16 protein-coding genes and 1 other annotated feature are annotated in these 18008 nt (G+C 36.1%); of the genes, 15 read left to right on the top strand and 1 reads right to left on the bottom strand.

Annotated features, from left to right (window positions below):
• The 9 genes from GX497_17105 to GX497_17065 all read left to right on the top strand — a co-directional run bounded on the left by GX497_17105 (nt 1) and on the right by GX497_17065 (nt 8012).
• Nucleotides 1-816: a hypothetical protein gene (locus GX497_17105; protein HHY74909.1), complete on the top strand. Its 816-nt coding sequence runs from the start codon at nt 1-3 to the stop codon at nt 814-816.
• Complete coding sequence (locus GX497_17100) at nt 800-1594, top strand: MBL fold metallo-hydrolase (GenBank protein HHY74908.1); 795 nt, start codon at nt 800-802, stop codon at nt 1592-1594. Before GX497_17105 ends, GX497_17100 begins: the two co-directional genes overlap by 17 nt.
• 245 nt (nt 1595-1839) lie before the next feature.
• Nucleotides 1840-3069, top strand: a complete 1230-nt coding sequence (locus GX497_17095) for a serine protease (GenBank protein HHY74907.1) — start codon at nt 1840-1842, stop codon at nt 3067-3069.
• A 169-nt stretch (nt 3070-3238) separates the two neighbouring features.
• Nucleotides 3239-3394 (top strand): CxxH/CxxC protein, encoded by a 156-nt coding sequence (locus GX497_17090; protein HHY74906.1) that lies wholly within the window; start codon nt 3239-3241, stop codon nt 3392-3394.
• A gap of 82 nt (nt 3395-3476) precedes the next feature.
• Entirely contained in the window at nt 3477-3956 is a 480-nt protein-coding gene (gene rlmH / locus GX497_17085) for a 23S rRNA (pseudouridine(1915)-N(3))-methyltransferase RlmH (GenBank protein ID HHY74905.1), read from the top strand.
• Between the two features lie 159 nt (nt 3957-4115).
• Nucleotides 4116-4391 (top strand): helix-turn-helix transcriptional regulator, encoded by a 276-nt coding sequence (locus GX497_17080; GenBank protein ID HHY74904.1) that lies wholly within the window; start codon nt 4116-4118, stop codon nt 4389-4391.
• Between the two features lie 86 nt (nt 4392-4477).
• Entirely contained in the window at nt 4478-4729 is a 252-nt protein-coding gene (locus GX497_17075) for a hypothetical protein (protein HHY74903.1), read from the top strand.
• Nucleotides 4730-4870: 141 nt separating this feature from the next.
• Complete coding sequence (locus GX497_17070) at nt 4871-5863, top strand: virulence RhuM family protein (protein ID HHY74902.1); 993 nt, start codon at nt 4871-4873, stop codon at nt 5861-5863.
• A 254-nt stretch (nt 5864-6117) separates the two neighbouring features.
• Nucleotides 6118-6354 (top strand) — a binding site (T-box leader).
• 74 nt (nt 6355-6428) lie between these two features.
• The gene (locus GX497_17065; protein HHY74901.1) at nt 6429-8012 is read left to right on the top strand and encodes a 2-isopropylmalate synthase; all 1584 of its coding nucleotides are present in this window, start codon (nt 6429-6431) and stop codon (nt 8010-8012) included.
• A gap of 498 nt (nt 8013-8510) precedes the next feature.
• Here GX497_17065 and GX497_17060 read toward each other — a convergent pair whose 3' ends face one another.
• Entirely contained in the window at nt 8511-8606 is a 96-nt protein-coding gene (locus tag GX497_17060; GenBank protein HHY74900.1) for a transposase, read from the bottom strand.
• A 611-nt stretch (nt 8607-9217) separates the two neighbouring features.
• On the opposite strand from GX497_17060, the gene GX497_17055 reads away from it, so the two are divergent.
• From GX497_17055 to GX497_17030, 6 genes are all read left to right on the top strand, one after another.
• Nucleotides 9218-10243 carry a hypothetical protein gene (locus tag GX497_17055; protein HHY74899.1) on the top strand — a complete coding sequence of 342 codons (1026 nt, stop codon included), beginning with the start codon at nt 9218-9220 and terminating at the stop codon, nt 10241-10243.
• Entirely contained in the window at nt 10213-11730 is a 1518-nt protein-coding gene (locus tag GX497_17050) for a replicative DNA helicase (GenBank protein ID HHY74898.1), read from the top strand. The genes GX497_17055 and GX497_17050 overlap by 31 nt, the downstream gene beginning before the upstream one ends.
• Nucleotides 11720-12466 carry a non-ribosomal peptide synthetase module gene (locus GX497_17045; GenBank protein ID HHY74897.1) on the top strand — a complete coding sequence of 249 codons (747 nt, stop codon included), beginning with the start codon at nt 11720-11722 and terminating at the stop codon, nt 12464-12466. The genes GX497_17050 and GX497_17045 overlap by 11 nt, the downstream gene beginning before the upstream one ends.
• A complete protein-coding gene (locus GX497_17040; protein HHY74896.1) occupies nt 12450-16862 on the top strand; it encodes a hypothetical protein in 4413 nt (1470 codons plus the stop codon). The genes GX497_17045 and GX497_17040 overlap by 17 nt, the downstream gene beginning before the upstream one ends.
• Nucleotides 16863-17019: 157 nt before the next feature.
• Complete coding sequence (locus tag GX497_17035) at nt 17020-17691, top strand: GNAT family N-acetyltransferase (protein ID HHY74895.1); 672 nt, start codon at nt 17020-17022, stop codon at nt 17689-17691.
• 42 nt (nt 17692-17733) lie between these two features.
• A partial coding sequence (locus tag GX497_17030) for a hypothetical protein (GenBank protein ID HHY74894.1) occupies nt 17734-18008 on the top strand: 275 nt, incomplete at its 3' end.

The raw sequence follows: 18008 nt of genomic DNA, 5'->3' as shown, positions 1-18008 counted from the left end.
GTGGATTGGGGTAGAACGAAGACGATTTTTATACTAATTTTTCTAGCCCTTGATTTGTTTTTAGTTTATCAAATTATCGAAAAAAGAACGACTGCTGAACTTGAGTATATGACAGAGTCAACGATTGAAGAGCAGTTAGAAGCAGATGAAATTACGTATGGTAATCTTCCAAAGGAATTGGAACGTGAATCCTATATTACTGCAAAAAGAAAAAAGTTCATTTCATCTGATTTAATGAAATTAAAGAACCAGACGATATCCTTTATTTCAGATGATTGGATTATATCTAAACTGACGAAGCCGATTGCTTTACCTGATAGGAATATTGAAGCCTTTCTTGTTGAGTTTTTAAAGGAGAATGTGATTTCTGGGAATTCCTATATGTATTGGGGCTGGGATAAAAAGGCAAATAAATTGCTATTTTTCCAAACGTATCGAGAACGACCGCTTTTTTTTAATGAGTATGCGATGATTTCGATGCAGCTTAATAAAGCAAATGAAATTATTAGCTATGAACAAAAAATGATGGTCGACATAAAGGAAATTGAAGAGGAAGGCTCTAATCAGGAAATTATTCCTCCTCTAAAAGCAATTGAAATTTTGTATAATAAAGATTATTTGACATCTAGTGGACATATAACAAAAGTAGAATTAGGGTATTACAAAAATGTTCCGATATCAGAAGATGTTCAAATTTTCGTCCCAACCTGGCATGTCGTTTTAGATAATGAAATGGACTATTTTGTCAATGCAATTGATGGACAAATATTCCAATTAATACAAAGTGGAGTTGGGGAAAATGGGTTTGCATTTTAGTGTACTAGCAAGCGGCAGTACGGGGAACGCTTTTTATATTGGAACAAATAAAGCAAAACTTTTAGTTGATGCAGGCTTTAGTGGGAAGCAGATGGAGCAGCTAATGGAATCAGTGAACTTGGACCCTAAGGAATTAGATGGTTTATTAGTAACTCATGAGCATAGCGACCATATTAAAGGCTTAGGGATTTTGGCAAGAAGATACGAGCTGCCGATTTATGCAAATAAAAAGACATGGGAGGCGATGGAAGGGCTTATTGGAAACATCCCTACAGAACAAAAGTTCATATTTGATGCGGGGGCTGTTCAAACATTTTCCGATATTGATGTCGAGTCGTTCGGCGTATCACATGATGCTGCTGAGCCGATGTTTTATTGTTTTCATAGTGGTGGAAAAAAAGTAACATTAGTAACCGATTTAGGCTATGTCAGTGACCGCATTAAAGGAACGATTCGTAATTCTGATGTATTTATTTTTGAAGCAAATCATGATGTCGAAATGTTAAGAATGGGCCCGTATCCTTGGAATGTAAAGCGCCGCATCCTTAGTGACGTTGGTCATGTATGTAATGAGGATGCCGGCTTAGCATTAGCCGATTGCATCGGTGATAAAACAAAGCGTATTTATTTAGCTCATTTAAGTAAAGATAATAATATTAAAGATTTGGCAAGAATGGCTGTCTCGCAAACATTAAAGGAAAAAGACTTTGCTGTTGGCGAGGCTTTCAAAATTTATGATACAGATCCGAAAGTGCCAACAAAGCTTGCGGTCGTCTAGAAAAGCGGAAGCACCCGTCTAGCGACGTATAAACTGGAGCGCATCGACTGAGATAAAGGAAACACGACGAAAGAAGTGAGTCGATGTTGACTTATCGTAGGGAGATGAGCGAAGTTTACGAGTCGCTGGATGCTGTAGCTAGACAAGGAAAAGCGAAATTTTATATGCTAAATATATGAGTAGCAGCAAGAAAATTAGACAACCTAGAAATATCATTCATCAGTGAAAGGATTGGTGAATCATTAATGGGGTATTATGATCAAGATTATAATAATAAAAGGCAGAAAGGCAATCGTGTCGGCTTGTTTCTGTCAACATTTGTTGGTGCAATTTTAGGTGCATTAATTGTCATTTTCACAATTCCTACACTAACGGAGTATAATATTCTTCCGTATAATGTAACACCAAAAGGAGCTGACACTGAACAGGTTACAGGAACTGAAGGGATGGCGCGGCAGGGAGGATTACGTCAGGCCCAAAATGTTAATGTAAATGTCACCTCAGCTGTAACAGAAGCTGTAAATAAAGTTTCTGATGCTGTCGTTGGTGTTATTAATATTCAACAAACAGGTTTCTGGTCAGACACTAGTGAAGTTGGAACTGGCTCAGGTGTCATTTATAAAAAGGAAAATGGAAAAGCCTATATTGTTACGAATAATCATGTGATTGCCGGGGCAAAAGAAGTTGAGGTAAGTTTAGCGAGTGGTGAACGTGTTCCTGCAAAGGTTCTTGGCAGCGATAAACTAATGGATTTAGCCGTTATCCAAATTGATGGCTCAAAAGTAAAAAAGGTGGCGGAAATAGGTACGTCAGAACATTTAGTAGTTGGTGAACCTGTACTAGCGATAGGAAACCCATTAGGATTGCAATTTTCAGGCTCTGTTACTCAGGGGATTATTAGCGGTGTTGAAAGAACGATACCACAAGATTTGGACGGAGATGGAAGTCCTGATTGGCAAGCAGAAGTCATTCAAACAGATGCAGCCATTAACCCTGGTAACAGTGGTGGAGCGCTTGTTAATATTAACGGACAAGTCATTGGAATTAACTCGATGAAAATTGCCCAGTCAGCTGTTGAAGGAATAGGACTTGCGATTCCGATTGACAGTGCGATTCCAGTTATAGATGACTTGGAAAAGTTCGGTAAAGTACGTCGTCCATTTATGGGTGCTGGTCTAAGATCACTAAACGAAATTCCAAGCTATCACTGGCAACAAACATTAAAGCTGCCAAGGAATGTTGATAAAGGAGCCTTCATTGTAAGTGTCATGCCAAATTCTCCGGCTGCTATTGCAGGTATAAAGGAATTGGACGTTATTGTTGAATTAGATGGTGAGCCAATTGCCGATGTCCTTGAATTACGGAAACATCTTTACAAAGATAAAGAAATTGGTGATGAGATGAGTATTACATTTTATCGTGAAGGGAAAAGCATGCACACAAAAATGAAGCTAGTTGAACAAAAAACGATGTAAAGGTAACAGATGATGGGGCCATCATCCACAATTTTTTATCACTGTGGATAAGTTGGCCCCTTTTTTTATTTTTAAAAAGTTGTGGATTATATCAAATCGTGTAAAATAATGGGTGATAGTTTGTCGGTAAAAATAGCGCTCAAAATAAAAAAGTGTGAGGTTGAAAATTATGATAAAATGCTGCGAAGATCATGTAGAGCTTGCATTAGACATCATTGTCGATGAATACGAAGTGGCCCCTAAAATAGAAAAAATAGTAGATGCTAACTTATCAACAACTTGTGAATATTGTCAAAATAACGCGGTATATATTGTGTCGAACTAATATTCCCCCACAAAATACGGAATACATTTGTGGATATGTGGATAATTTTTGTGGACAACTTGTATATAGTAGGGGGATAAATGTGAATATCTCAATATTCTGTGTAGGTAAATTAAAAGAGAAATATTTAAAGCAAGGAATTGATGAATATTTAAAAAGATTAGGGCCATATGCAAAAGTAGAAATCATGGAAGTACCCGATGAAAAAGCACCGGAAAATTTAAGTGAAATTGAAATGGAGCAAGTCAAGGAAAAAGAAGGCGAGCGAATACTTGCAAAAATTTCCGATGATACATATGTCATAATTTTAGCAATTGAAGGAAAGATGCTTTCATCTGAGGAATTGGCTAAGGAAATCGACCAACTAGCAACATACGGGAAAAGTAAAATTGCTTTTATCATCGGCGGTTCATTAGGCTTAAGCAAAGCAGTCGAAAAGCGGGCGGATTTTGCGTTGTCGTTTTCGAAAATGACATTTCCGCATCAATTAATGCGGCTTGTGTTGGTGGAGCAGATTTATCGGGTGTTTCGGATAAATAGGGGGGAACCGTATCATAAGTAAGCACATAGTTTGGTGAAGAAGAAACATCAAAGAATAATTCAATATCTTTGATGTTTCTTTTACTAGGGAAATTACCTTTATAAACAGTAATCTTATTAATAATAGAGTGTAGAAAATCCTTTTGTTGTTCAGGGGGCAGTGTAGGCAATATTTTGGAAAATGCACTTAAAATTTCGATTTTTTACGCCAAACTCGACAAGAAAAAAATGGAGTTTGCAGGAAGTAGAAAGTAGAACAGGAATTATGGCAAGCTACATCCACAAATTAGAAAGAGGGCAAAAGGCCAATCCAACTGTGGCTACGTTGAAAGCCATATCAAAGGTTTACAAGGTGGAGTTAATGACCTTAGTGGAGTTGGTGCTACAACAAGAGCAAGGGGAAGATAGAAATGGCAATTGCAGATGGAAAAGCAATCGTAATTCTTTCAATGATTAATTGTGGGAACGAGTTTAATCAACTTGTAGAGAATATTGGTCAAAGCATGGATTTAAAAACTCATCTCACATGAGAATAGCCTTAACATGCAAATAGAAGGAAAAGAATATAACTTTAAAGGTTCATTTGTTATGAATCATCCTGTTCTGTTCCGATTGGATTTTGGTGGGTTTCGTTACGAGGGACTTATGCCAAAAGGAACAAGCGATAATTTACGAAAAAGTAAGGTAAAGGAAATTGTTTTTGAAGTAACCAATCAAATTGTCCCTACGTTTGCAACGAATAACGTTAAAATGGACAAGTTTACGGTTACAGGAATTAAAGACATAAAATTATAGCAATCTGTAATGGAGGCATTGGAGTTCAAATGTCTCTTTTCTATGTCTACACCATTTATAACTGATAGGCATGGTATAATAATTGAAAGTTAATGAACATGATGACAAGTCAACTCATACTGGTATTTAGGAGGACTGTGTATGCAAAACGAGACAAACATACTTATCTATCAAACAGAAGAAGGAAACACGAAAATAGATGTACGATTAGAAAATGGAACGGTTTGGATGACACAAAAGGCGATTGCGGAGCTTTATCAAAAAGGTGTCAATACAATAAACGAACATATAAAAAATATCTATGTAGAAGGCGAATTACAGGAGTCGGCAACTATTCGGAAAAACCGAATAGTTCAAATGGAAGGAAAAAGAGAGGTAGAGCGGGAGGTTTCCTTTTATAATCTCGAAATGATTATTGCCATTGGTTACCGTGTTCGTTCTCACCGAGGCACACAGTTCCGTCAGTGGGCTACAGAGCGGTTAAATGAGTACCTTGTTAAAGGTTTTACAATGGATGATGACCGCCTGAAAGAAATGCGTAATTTTGGACAAGATTACTTTGATGAACTACTTGAACGTATTCGTGATATACGGGCATCAGAGAGAAGATTTTATCTAAAAATTACCGACATTTATGCTACTGCTGTTGACTATGATGGGAAAGCGGAAGTGTCAAAAGAGTTTTTTGCAACGGTACAAAACAAGCTACATTTTGCCATCCATGGGCATACTGCGTCTGAATTAATTGCTGAGAGAGCGGATGCAACGAAGGAAAACATGGGGTTAACATCCTGGAAAGGTGATAAAGTTCGAAAGCAGGATGTCAAGGTTGCTAAAAACTATTTGACAGAGAAGGAATTGAAGCAATTAAATCGTATTGTCACCATGTATCTCGATTATGCGGAGGATCAAGCTGAACGCAATCAACCAATGTATATGAAAGACTGGATTGAAAAGCTAAACGCTTTCCTTCAATTCAATGGGCGGGAAATCCTTGAAAATGCAGGGAAGGTATCAGCAAAAGTTGCTGAGCAATTGGCAATGCAGGAATATGAGAAGTTTAACCAAAATCGGTTAGTGAAGAATGTTGATAGTGACTTTGATGAATTCATAAAGAAAAACCGCCTACAATAGCAAAAAGACGAGAGTTTTCGGTCTCTCGTCTCACTTTTTGCCTCTTAAATTACCACGGTGAACCGTATCATAAATAGAGGCGGTTTTTGCAATAAGATAATATCTATAAATAAAATGCCTTTTGTCCTAGCCTCGTTTTTTGATATGGATTGAATTCTAGATAAAGTAATAACATTTTAGAAACAGTAAATATTAAAATAAAAAACTCTTGACAAAATTGATTGGTTCCAGTTATTATAGCAAATAACATAAATTAGTAGGCTTTGAGCGGAAATAATAGAAATTGCAATGTACTTTCAGAGAGTCGGTGGTTGGTGTGAACCGATAGACATGCATTTTGAACTCGTCCGTGAGCTACTCCCTGAACTTTGAAGTAAGGGATGTCGGTTGCCTCCGTTAATGGGCTAGACAGTGGTGGCTGTTGAAAAGTGGGCATAGTAGCAATAGTATGTCAATTAGAGTGGTACCGCGAGATAAATCTCGTCTCTATAGAATAATTCTATAGGGGCGAGTTTTTTTATTTTTAAATAGTTTTTATATTTAAATTTAGAGGGGAGTTTTTTAGATGACAAGAAAAATTTTAGTATTTGATACAACGTTGCGTGATGGTGAGCAAGTACCTGGGGCAAAATTAAATTTATATGAGAAAGTGGAAATTGCCCAACAACTAAAAAAGCTTGGCGTAGATATTATAGAAGCTGGTTTTCCTGCGTCATCAAAAGGCGACTTTGAAGCAGTGAAAACAGTTGCGGAGCGTGTTGGTAACACAAGTGACATTATAATTACAGCATTAGCGCGTGCAGTAAAAGCGGATATTGATTCAGTTTATCAAGCAGTGAAATATGCGGAGAATCCAATGATTCATATGGTGTTAGGGACATCTGATATCCATGTCGAAAAGAAATTTAGTAAATCAAAAGATCAAATTTTACAAATTGGTGTGGACGCAGTGAAATATGCGAAAACGTTGCTACCTCAAGTACAGTATTCAACGGAAGACGCTTCACGATCAGACTTTGAGTATTTATGGAAAACCATTGAGGCTGTAATGAAAGCTGGAGCAACGATGATTAACGTACCAGATACGGTTGGATATGCAGAGCCAGAAGAATTTGGTGCAATGATTTATAAATTAAATGACCGCATGAAGAACTTAGATGATCGTGTCATTTTAAGTGTACATTGCCATAATGATTTAGGTTTGGCGACGGCAAATACGTTAGCAGCTATAAAGAACGGAGCAGATAAAGTTGAATGTACGATTAATGGGATTGGCGAACGGGCAGGCAATGCATCATTAGAAGAGGTAGTTATGGCATTAAAAACGCGCTCATCTATTTATAACGTTTCAACGAATATTAATACAAAAGAAATTATGAATACATCGCGTCTTGTTTCCAGTTTCATGGGGCTAGATGTACAAGTAAACAAAGCCATTACAGGAGAAAACGCATTTGCTCATTCATCAGGTATCCACCAAGACGGTCTATTAAAATCGCGAGATGCTTATGAAATTGTCCATCCAGAAGATGTAGGATTAGAGGATATGGAGTTAGTATTAACAGCGCGTTCGGGCCGCCACGCAGTGAAAAATGCACTTCAAAAGCTTGCCTTTCATGATTTTACAGAAGAAGAGTTTGAACGGATTTTTGAAATATTTTTACAGTTAGCAGACGCCAAGAAAGAAGTATATGATCATGATTTATATGTCATTGTGGAAGATTACTACGAAAAAGTGGAGAAAAATAACCCGAATCGTCAAAACTATAGCAGTCAATTTTACGCACTTGACGATTTGCAAGTAATTAGTAACTCGGTATTTCCTTCTGCTAGTGTAAAAATCGTAAAAGGCGATGAAATCATGAAATCGAGTGCAGTAGGTTCAGGGCCGATTGATGCATTATATTCAGCGATTGCAAACGTAACAAATATTGATGTAAAACTTGTTGAATATAATATTAGTTCCGTTTCCCGTGGCAAAGAAGCAATAGGAAAAGTGAAAATTGTAATTGAACATAATGGAACAAAATATATTGCTAAAGCTGCTGACACGGATATTTTGAAGGCAAGCGCATTAGCATACATTAATGCGATTAACAGTATTGTTGTAGATCAATTGAATCCTGAATCATTAGCATTGCATAAATAATTTTGCGAGTTGTCAAAGTGTAACTATTAGATATAAATACAAAAAACATAATATTCAGTCTATATTTTTTTCCTGTGGAATTAAAAAAGGACATAACGACCCAAATGCAGTCCTTATCCACAATGTAAATTATTTACTTTCATTACTCTTCCATCCAGTTAGAAACATTGGATCATATGAAGTTTCGTAGTAACAGTTATCCACCTCACCTTCATTAAATTGTCGCTCAATGGCTCGGAAGTCTTCTTCCCAGTTATACTTTTTACGTCCTTCGGACGTCCGAGACGGTTTTCTGAAGAGTGATTGGATAAAGTTGTCTAATCCTTTGAATAATTTCTTAACCAATGTTCTTTTTAGCTCAAGAAGAGGACCTTCATGGTTAAATTTTAATTGCAATAATACTTGTAAACAGTAAGTTATTAGGGCAATCCAAATTTGATTGTAGACAGCATTTTCGCTTTTTCCGTAAAAAGATTTGATTTTCAGGTGCTGCTTCATCTATTTAAAGAAGGTTTCAATCTTCCAGCGATACCGATAGAGATCCGCAATTTCCTTAGCAGTGAGATCAAAACAACTGTTAACTTTTTTACGTATTTATCAATATCAATGATATTGACTAATTTCGCAAATTTCTTTTCATCTATTACTTTTAGTAGTTCATTTATTGTGGTTTTTGTGTTATCCTTGTCCATGCGATGCTCCTTTTAATTAGGGATTTGGACAGGACTGCCAAACCTAATTATAAGGAGTTTTTTATATCTTTACACACCTAAATATTACAGATACACCATTAAGTACATTAATTGTTTTATAAAAAATGTATTGACAAATTGAAATTAATTTAATGCAAAACTAATGATATTAACATTTATAACATTGATGTATTAAAAAATATATTTAAACGGTCGGCGCCTAATACCATCTTTAACTCAAAGTGAGCAAACTAATTTGCCGACGATAGGTGTGTTCTTCCTCACCTAGTTGTATTAATAGTATATAATTGGAATATATATGTGAATTTGCCTAACAGATTATTATCTAATATGATGTAAGTTTTAGAGGGAGAGGAGAATAGCAGTAATCTCATGGATTAGGTTGGATTCTAATATACAGTTTAAAAGATATTTGAAAATTACTTGTGAAAGTTAATAGGTAAATGCGGATAAACGTAAAAAATATAAACTTCAAGAAAGGAGCGTAACCGAATGCGAGAAAAAATAGTAAGCATCAAAAATAGCTATATTACATTAGATATACTTGAGCAGTTTGCTGCACCCCATCAAACCTATGCGCAGTTTAGTCATGAAATTTTGGAACTAGAAACGGAAGGAGTATTAGTAGCTGTAAAAAATGCAGGCAGAAATAGCAAAATTCCTTCTTTAGCATATAAGTATCGCATTAATAAAGCTTTATTAAAAAAGAATGTTCATCAAGATATTGAAACAAAACGATTTAAGCTACATGCAATCCTCGAACTGGATGAATATTTTCACCTACCACCAGAAGAATGGGAACATGATTACCCGTTTATTGAAAAAATCAATACATATATTGAAAACTACGGATTACCTCATTCAGAAGTACCAGCACCTGAGCGAAGTCTAGCATTGGTTGGTGATGAAAAATGGATCCAAGAAAAAGGCGGTCAAAAAGTGTTGGAGCGACTGAAAATCTGGGATGCTCTTAAGATTATTCCCGTTTGTGACCCGCTTGCCTTTATCATTAACCCGAATAAAATAAACAATTCACACCATCTTCATCTCATTGTTGAAAATAAAACAGCATTTGACGGTTTGTCACTGGCAATTAAAAATACACAATTTACCACGCTCATTTATGGGCAAGGCTATAAAATTACAAAAAGCATTGAATACTTCCATAAACAATTACCATTGGATTATGTGACACATACGTTTTATTACTTTGGGGATGTTGACTGGGAAGGAATCAAAATTTGGAACCAATTAACGAATAAATTTGAGGTAAAATTGGCAATTCCTTTTTATCTCGCTTGCATTGATAAAACACCCACAACTCTTAAAACAAATCAAACGCCTTCTGAAGAAGCAACACAATCATTTCTTTCCTTCTTTGGACAGGCCCATCAAGAAAAAATGATTGTCGCATTAGGTAATCAACAGTATTGGCCGCAGGAAGTCATTTCATCAAATGAGTTAAAACAAGTTTGGAGTGAAGCAAATTGGATACAGAGCTCAATGAAACCATCCTAAAGGATAGCCGCGAAAGATTGAAACGCGTTTTATTATTCGAACCACTCATTGAACTAGAACGTAAAGCGTTTAAAGATGTAAATGAAAAGCGAGTAGATTTGCGTAGTTTTGGATTATTTGTTTTACTCTATTTTTTTGAAATGAAGCTAATACGTGAAAAACGGGTAGGGGTCATTGAGATTGCACAATTTTTAAAGAAAGTAAGTAAAGATACATATAACCTAACAGACTCGAAGTTTGAAGAAATCGTGAAAATAATTATTGCGGTATTTAGGCCGAGTGCGGGACAACGGAAATCCTATTCATTTTATAATTTTGAATTACAAACAGAGGATTCAATTAATTTTCATTATATAAAAACGAGTGAATTTGATATTCAAACGAATCGTCAATATTATGCCCTTGATGATGATGGACTTGAATTAGTTTTTGCGACAAAAGAGTATTTTCAAGAGTTTCAATTATCTATCCACCAGTTAATGTTACGGAAATTGCTAGAAAAGGGTGAATTCACTGGGGCACTACGTCAAATTAACGAAATGCGTATGGATGTTGAAACGATTCATGAACGAATGAATAAAATCGAGCAAGAAATTAAGCGTAATGTTGTATCAATTGAAACACAGAATAAATTTATGAAGGTCATTGAAGATCGGAATTTTCGGTTGAATCGTGAGAATGAGGAATTCGAGGAACTCCATCAATTTGTAGCTGAAACAAAACAAAATTACTATAACTTATCCGATGAAAATCAAGAGGCTCGCGCCTATGAAATGCTTTTGAAAGTTGAAAAAGAATTGCATCGTGTACATCACCAACACCAGCAATTATTGAACCAAAGTCTGCAATTAAAGGCACAAGTATTACAGTCTGCAGAAGAAGCACTATACTATATCGGAGTAAGCTCCTTCAATTTCGACAATGAAATTACATCCAAAATTGTGAGTACGCCTTATCCCCTGGATTCGTTGAAAGGTATTCTGGCACCTTTTTTACCATTAGGTCAATTAAAAACGTGGTCCCTACTTTCTGTTTTTTCTCCTCAATCTTGGAGTGAAGTGGAGGAAGGACATACAAGTAAAAACTTTGAAAAAGTATCGAATGATGAAGAACAAGAACACTATGCAAAAATTATTCGAAGCTATTATAAAGAAATTTTCCAAGACATGATGTTTGCATTTAAAAACAAAAATGAATGGACCTTAAAGGAGTGGATTGAACAACTCCAATACCAAAATGATGGTCGATTACAGCAGCGGCAATTTTACGACTTTTTTATTTTATCTCATCAAAAAAGCCCTATCACATCACAAAATGAGGCACAAGCGGAAGAATCACTCCATCTCCTTGCGGAAGTAATAGAGCTTTTACAAGGTCGGACTTTAATATGTAAAGAATTATCGGACCAAATTTCAGGTAGTGACCGATTTGAAATTCAAAATATGAAATTTTATTTAGTAGAGGAAGGTGAACCCATTGAGATATGACAATCAAGACGTTGAACAAGCATTTGAACTATACCGTGAGCTTTCCTTAAAAGGTGTAATCACGGGTGACAAAGCTAATACGTATAAAGTGAATGAAAATGTTTACACACTTACTAATCAGTTTGCGGAGAAGTTTGATGCAGATTGCATTACGGTTGGACAAGAGGTGCATTTAATTCCAAGAACAAAATTATCCCCTTATCATATAAGTAACGAATATATTAAGCGCCACTTCTTAGGTTCAAAATCATCTAATAGCGATATTTATTTAATGTACTTATGCTCAATTGTTTTAATTGGAAGTTTCTATAATAGCTATCAATCAAATGAACCAACACTTGATTTTATTACCTATGAAGTTTGGGTTCAGCAAGTTAATGAGCGTATAGAAAGTTTAAAGGCACACGACGAGGAACAGTTAGAAAAACTTGAAAAAGAATTTTCATACAGATGGACTGCCATTATTGAAAAATGGGAAACCCTAGATGAGTTAAAGGAATCTGCGACAAGACAAACTGGACGAACAATGAGTCGTCTAAGTTTTATAGATACTGTTAGACGCTTTCTAGAAGACTATGACTTAGTAAATTTAATTGGGCAAAATGAAGTCACTTTAACGGAAAAGACAAAAGTTATTGTAGGCAGATATTTTATGGAGCGAGAATTCAACCGAGGAATTTTAGAATTTTTATATGGATTTGAAGAACAGGAGGAGTACGATGCCGGCTATAAGTAAGATTCGCTTAACTAATGTTGTGTATGAAAATGGACAAAAACGTTATCACGATGAACTTTTCCTATTCGACGGTTTAAATGGCGCCCTCGTTCTTGAAAATGGTGGTGGAAAGACGGTTTTTATTCAAACGGTTATACAAGCAGTAATTCCCCACGCAACACTAGCGGACCGTGACATTAAAGATACATTGTACTTAGAAGAAAGCCCAGCTCATATTGCCATAGAGTGGATTGTAAATGAAAGTCCAAGGCGTTATGTTGTAACGGCAGTTACATTATGTAAAAAGCAAAATGGTATTGATTCTTTACGTTATGTGTATGAGTATGGGGAAAATGATTCACATGGCATTACAGAAATTCCATTTGTTCAAAAAACAGCAGATGGCGTTCGCCCAAGTGAACGTGGGGAAATGGCAGATTATTACGCCTATATGGAAAAAAGCCATGGATTAAATGCAAAGACTTTCTCAAAGTCGATTAAAAGCTTTACAACCTATATCGAAGAACACTTCCAAATTATACATTCAGAATGGGAAAGTATTATAAAAATTAACGGCGGCGAAGGCGATGTCGAAAAATTCTTTGATAACTGTAAAAAGACAAATGAATTAGTCGATCGTCTATTAATTCCCTCTATTGAAAATGCAATGGAAGGTTTTAAAGAGCATGGGTTTGCCGAAACTTTTGAAAATAGACGCACAGAGTTTAAGAAATATAAAGATTTAAAAGAAACTATTGAACAATCAAAACAACTAAATCGTGAGTTGAAAATCTATGTAGATTTTTTTCGTAAAGTGGATGAAAAAGAACAATCCTATAACGAAGCCCGTCAACAGGCCAAAAGTTACATGACTCTATTGGCAGAAGAAATGCAGCAAATTGCTGAAAACCTCCATTCCCTAGAACAACAACAACAGCGTCATCATGATGAGCAGGAAGAATGGGAAAGAAAAAGTGCATCCCTTGAAATTACTAAACAACAATACAAATGGCAAGAGTTCGCGAACAAAGAACAGCAATTACGTACGCAAGTAACGGAACTTCAAGAAAAAGTGGAGAAAAATCGTCAGCTCTTTTATTCTCTCCAATATGCACAGCATCGAGAAGCATCCCAACTTGAACAAGACCAATTAGCCTTAGTAGACCAACAACTTGCTCAACTTGAAGAAAAACAAGAAATAGCAGATTTACAATCCGAATTGAAGCAAGTAAGCGGAAAAATTCGCTATGCGTTTTTAGTACAAAAACAACGGCTAGAAGAACAAATTGAGAATTTAGTTTTAGACCAACAATTGTTAACTCAAAAGCAAAAGAGTATAGACAAACAACATTCGGAACTTCAATCAAATATTTCAGCACAAGAACAACAAAAAACTATAGCAAGCACAAATTTGGAAAATACACAAAAACAAATGAAGGACATTAAGTCAAAACTAGTTGCAAGAGATGAAGAATCGATTGAGCTATTATTGGAGAATTGGATTTTAGAATCTGAAAAACTCGATCATGACAATGTCGAGCTAAGTCAGCGTCTTAAAAAAGTTAAGGATTTCCAAGGTGGATTGGAACAACAACAAAAAGAGCTACAAGAAATTGTATCAGTCGACAAACAATCAAAAGTAAAATTAGAGCAGCAACTAGAACATATTTCGAATCAAGAAAAAGCTTTGTTAGCTCAAATGGCGACATTACGCAGCAATTGGAGTCATATTCAGTCCATTTACGAACGTGAACAATCTTTTACAGAACAAATAACAAGCCAAATAGAAAAACTTGAACGGGAAAAAGAAGTAAAACTAATCCAAGAAAGACGTGCAAAGCGTTTTATTGATGATTATGAACATCAAGAAATATTCTTCGCAGATCCATTTATCGAACAGAAAATAAAAGATTGGGCGCAAAACTATTACATTACGACAGGTATTGAATTTATCCAACAACATGAAGATGAAATGAAAGGTAATACGTATCCATTTTGGGCGCTTACACTGATAACAACTGCTAAGGAAAAGGCAGCGTTGTTCGATAAGTTAAAATCCGTCCAACATGAATTATCATTTCCAATCTATATTTTATCGCTGGACGAAGCGCGGCAAGTAGGTACAGATTACGTACCACAAACTGCAGTAATTGAACCTTCGAATTGGATCGACTACCAAAAACAGCAAACGTTTCTTCAATTCAAACAAGAAATGCAAGAAACAGCTACTCAACGAGAAAATGAACGCAAAAAGACAGAAGCCACTTTACGAGCGTGGCAGCAAGTGAACCAATCGCTGAAAGACTTTTTGGAAAAATACCCATTTTCTCAGTACAAGGAAACGGAAGAACAAGTATTTACCCTCAATCAAAAAATTGAGAACAATGATTATGAATTAAAAAAGATAGATGGTGAACTTCAAAAGCTTAAGCAAGAATATGAAGCAAAACAGTCAACGCTGTCAAAAAATCGTGAAATTTTACAGACCTTAATAAACTACCTTATTCCACAAGCAAACCAGTTTATTCAACTTTCGAAGAATGTACCAATCTACGAAAATGAAGTCAAGCGTTGCGAAGAAAAGATACTAGAATTAGAAAAGATCCGTGACACCTTAATAGCAAATCTTCATACTATAGTCGATCAAATAGACGTATTGAAAAATAGGATATCAGCTTTGCGGCATGAGAAAAAATTTAAAATTGAAGAGGATTTCCTTTATAAGAACACGAAAACAGCTGAGCCAACGGAACATGAAGAAAATCTGGAAGTGTTAAAACGCCAGTATGAGTCTATCGAAGACAAAATCAAAAAAATCCAAACATCGCGTGGAGAACTCTTGGAACGCCGTAAAAACTGCCTAGAAAAAATTGAAGCAGCTGAAAATGCTATGAACAATCAACTGGAGGATTGGCCCAATTTAGATCCAACATCCCCCTATCCAATTGATGGCTCGCAACAGATCTCGGTTTTACGCAAGCAATATATAATAATGATGAATGAACAAAAAGAGTTGAATAAAACTCATAATAATGTAAAAGTTTTGGCAAATACAGAACAACGATCATTGGACCAATTACAAACACGCTTCGCAGAACGTTTTGCGGAAATCTGGCCAATCGATGGAAATGTGGATGTTGTCGCAGAACAATTAAAGCAACAAAAGAAAGACCTCCAAAAAGAGGCCCGGTTTATCAAGGAACGTCAGCATCAAATTAATGATCAGCAGGAACAATGTAAAAGTGTAGAGAAAATCTTTGACCAGCATGTGATGGTCCATCGATTAATGGATCCAACGCTTGTCGCACAACCGTTGACAGAAGAACAACGTAATGATTATTTCTATAAAAAACAAACACTCACAAACCAAGTAATAAATCGTCTAGGACAAACACAGCAACAATACGAAAAGGCTCAAGAAGGATTAGCCGAAGCGAAGGAACAATTCATATCTTTTGCAGAAAAGAATGTAAAAGATCCAACGCTTCGAAAAACAACTATTGATGGCGTAAAAATTAAAAAATCATTTGTTGAAATACTTGAACATGACCAACTTATGAGTGAAAGAATTGAAAATGTCATTCAATTAGCTGAAAATACGATGCGAGATCATGACAAAGAATTGCAACAGTTTATCACCTATATTCACATGCACATCCGAAAACTACGTGATGACCTGCATGAAATACAGAAAAAGACAAGAGTGAAAGTAGGGAACGAACCAAAATATATATACAAAATAGACGTTCCTGATTGGGATGATGATATCGCAAAAGAACGCATACAAGATTACATTGATTGGATATTAAGCCAACTAGAATCAACCCGTTATTTAGATGAAGTAGGGAATGAAGATAGTGTCAAAGTACAAAAGTTCTTACAAAACTCATTCAAAACCGTACCTATTTTACGGGTAGTACTTGGAAATCAGTCCATTAAGGTGAAATGCCGCAAAGTTGAAAGTGCCACCCATATATCGAATACTTTCTTTTCATGGGAAGAATCGAATCGCTGGTCTGGAGGGGAAAAATGGAGTAAAAACATGGCCTTATTTTTAGGGCTACTAAATTTCATCGCCGAAAAAAGTCAAAAACTCTCAACCCATATGAAACGCAATCGTACAGTCATTTTAGATAATCCATTCGGTAAAGCATCCAGTGATCACGTATTGAGTCCAGTCTTTTTCATTGCGGAACAACTCGGATTCCAACTCATTACCTTAACAGCTCACGCAGAAGGAAAATTTTTAAGTGATTATTTTCCGATTGTTTATAGCTGTCGCTTGAAGTTTTTAGAAGGGCAATCAAAGCAAGTATTAACCAAAGAAAAAATATTGCAAACGGCCTATTTGCGTGACCATGCACCAGAAAGTCTAATGCGTTTAGGAGAAAGAGAGCAACTTTTACTCTTTGAATAGTGTGCATATCCGAAAATTAAGTGCAGTGAAAAAGGGACAGGTTTGGGATTAACCCAAAGTTATAAAAAGAGATGAAGAATCGTGCCTTATGGGACATTGATGAAATGGAAAAATCCTTTTTACACAGGAAAAAGCTAAAAATAAGGGGTTGCTCTGAATGGAATACCATAGAATTACAAGTATTGAAGATCCACTGTTTAAAAATATGCATCAACTAATGAAAGATGTATTTCCTCCAGAAGAGGTCTTGGAATTTGACCTTTGGAGGGAACCTCTGGTGGATCCTGGTATTCGCGTATTCGTTGCGGTTTATGAAGGGCGTGTTGTGGGGGCGACAGAATACCGCTATTATGAAGATTTTAACGTTGCTATGACAGATTTTACGATCATGGGTCAAGCAGGCCTTGGAATTGGTCGTTTTTTGGCTCAGAATAGATCTGAGGATTTGAACGTCTTAGCTGAAGCCAATGGAAAGAAGATTTATGGGATGTTTGCTGAAATTTATGATCCATATCGGGTAGACCATTATGAATTTGGCGGTGTAAAGCCAATGGATCCTTATGTTCGCCGCGAGGTATTGTCACATCTTGGATATAAGCGTCTTGATTTTCCATATGTCCATCCTTCTTGGAATAATGATGGTGAAGCAGTAACGGGACTTGATCTCTGTTTTCTCCCTTCGAATGATTATATAAACGAATTAGAGACAGATTTGATTGTCAAGTTTTTGCGCCGCTATTACTCGGTTCTCCCGAACAAGCCTCAGGCATGGAATGACATGGTTGAGCAATTAGAGGGCATCAAAACAGTAAAACTACTGCCTCTTTAATTTTTTTAATCTTATAATGGGAAGCATCAAAGGAGGCATTGTATGAAGCAACTTTATATAAAACAGAAGGTATTCAGTCTAAGTGGCAAATTCACGGTAAAGGATCAGCAGGAGCAGGATGTTTATTACGTGGAGGGCAGTTTTATGCAAATTCCAAAGACTTTCTCCATTATGAATACAGCAAGAGATAAAGTTGCACTCATTACGAAAAAGGTGTTCAGCTTTTTACCAAAGTTTTTTGTTGAAGTGAATGGTCGAGAGGTTTTAACGATTAAGAAAGAGTTTTCTTTCTTTAAGGCACGCTATACGATTGATGC

It is taken from the genome of Bacillus sp. (in: firmicutes), from assembly GCA_012842745.1.
Taxonomy (GTDB): domain Bacteria; phylum Bacillota; class Bacilli; order Bacillales; family Bacillaceae_J; genus Schinkia.
Note: the sequence above shows the minus strand (reverse complement) of the source record. Positions and strands in the feature narration are given on the sequence as shown.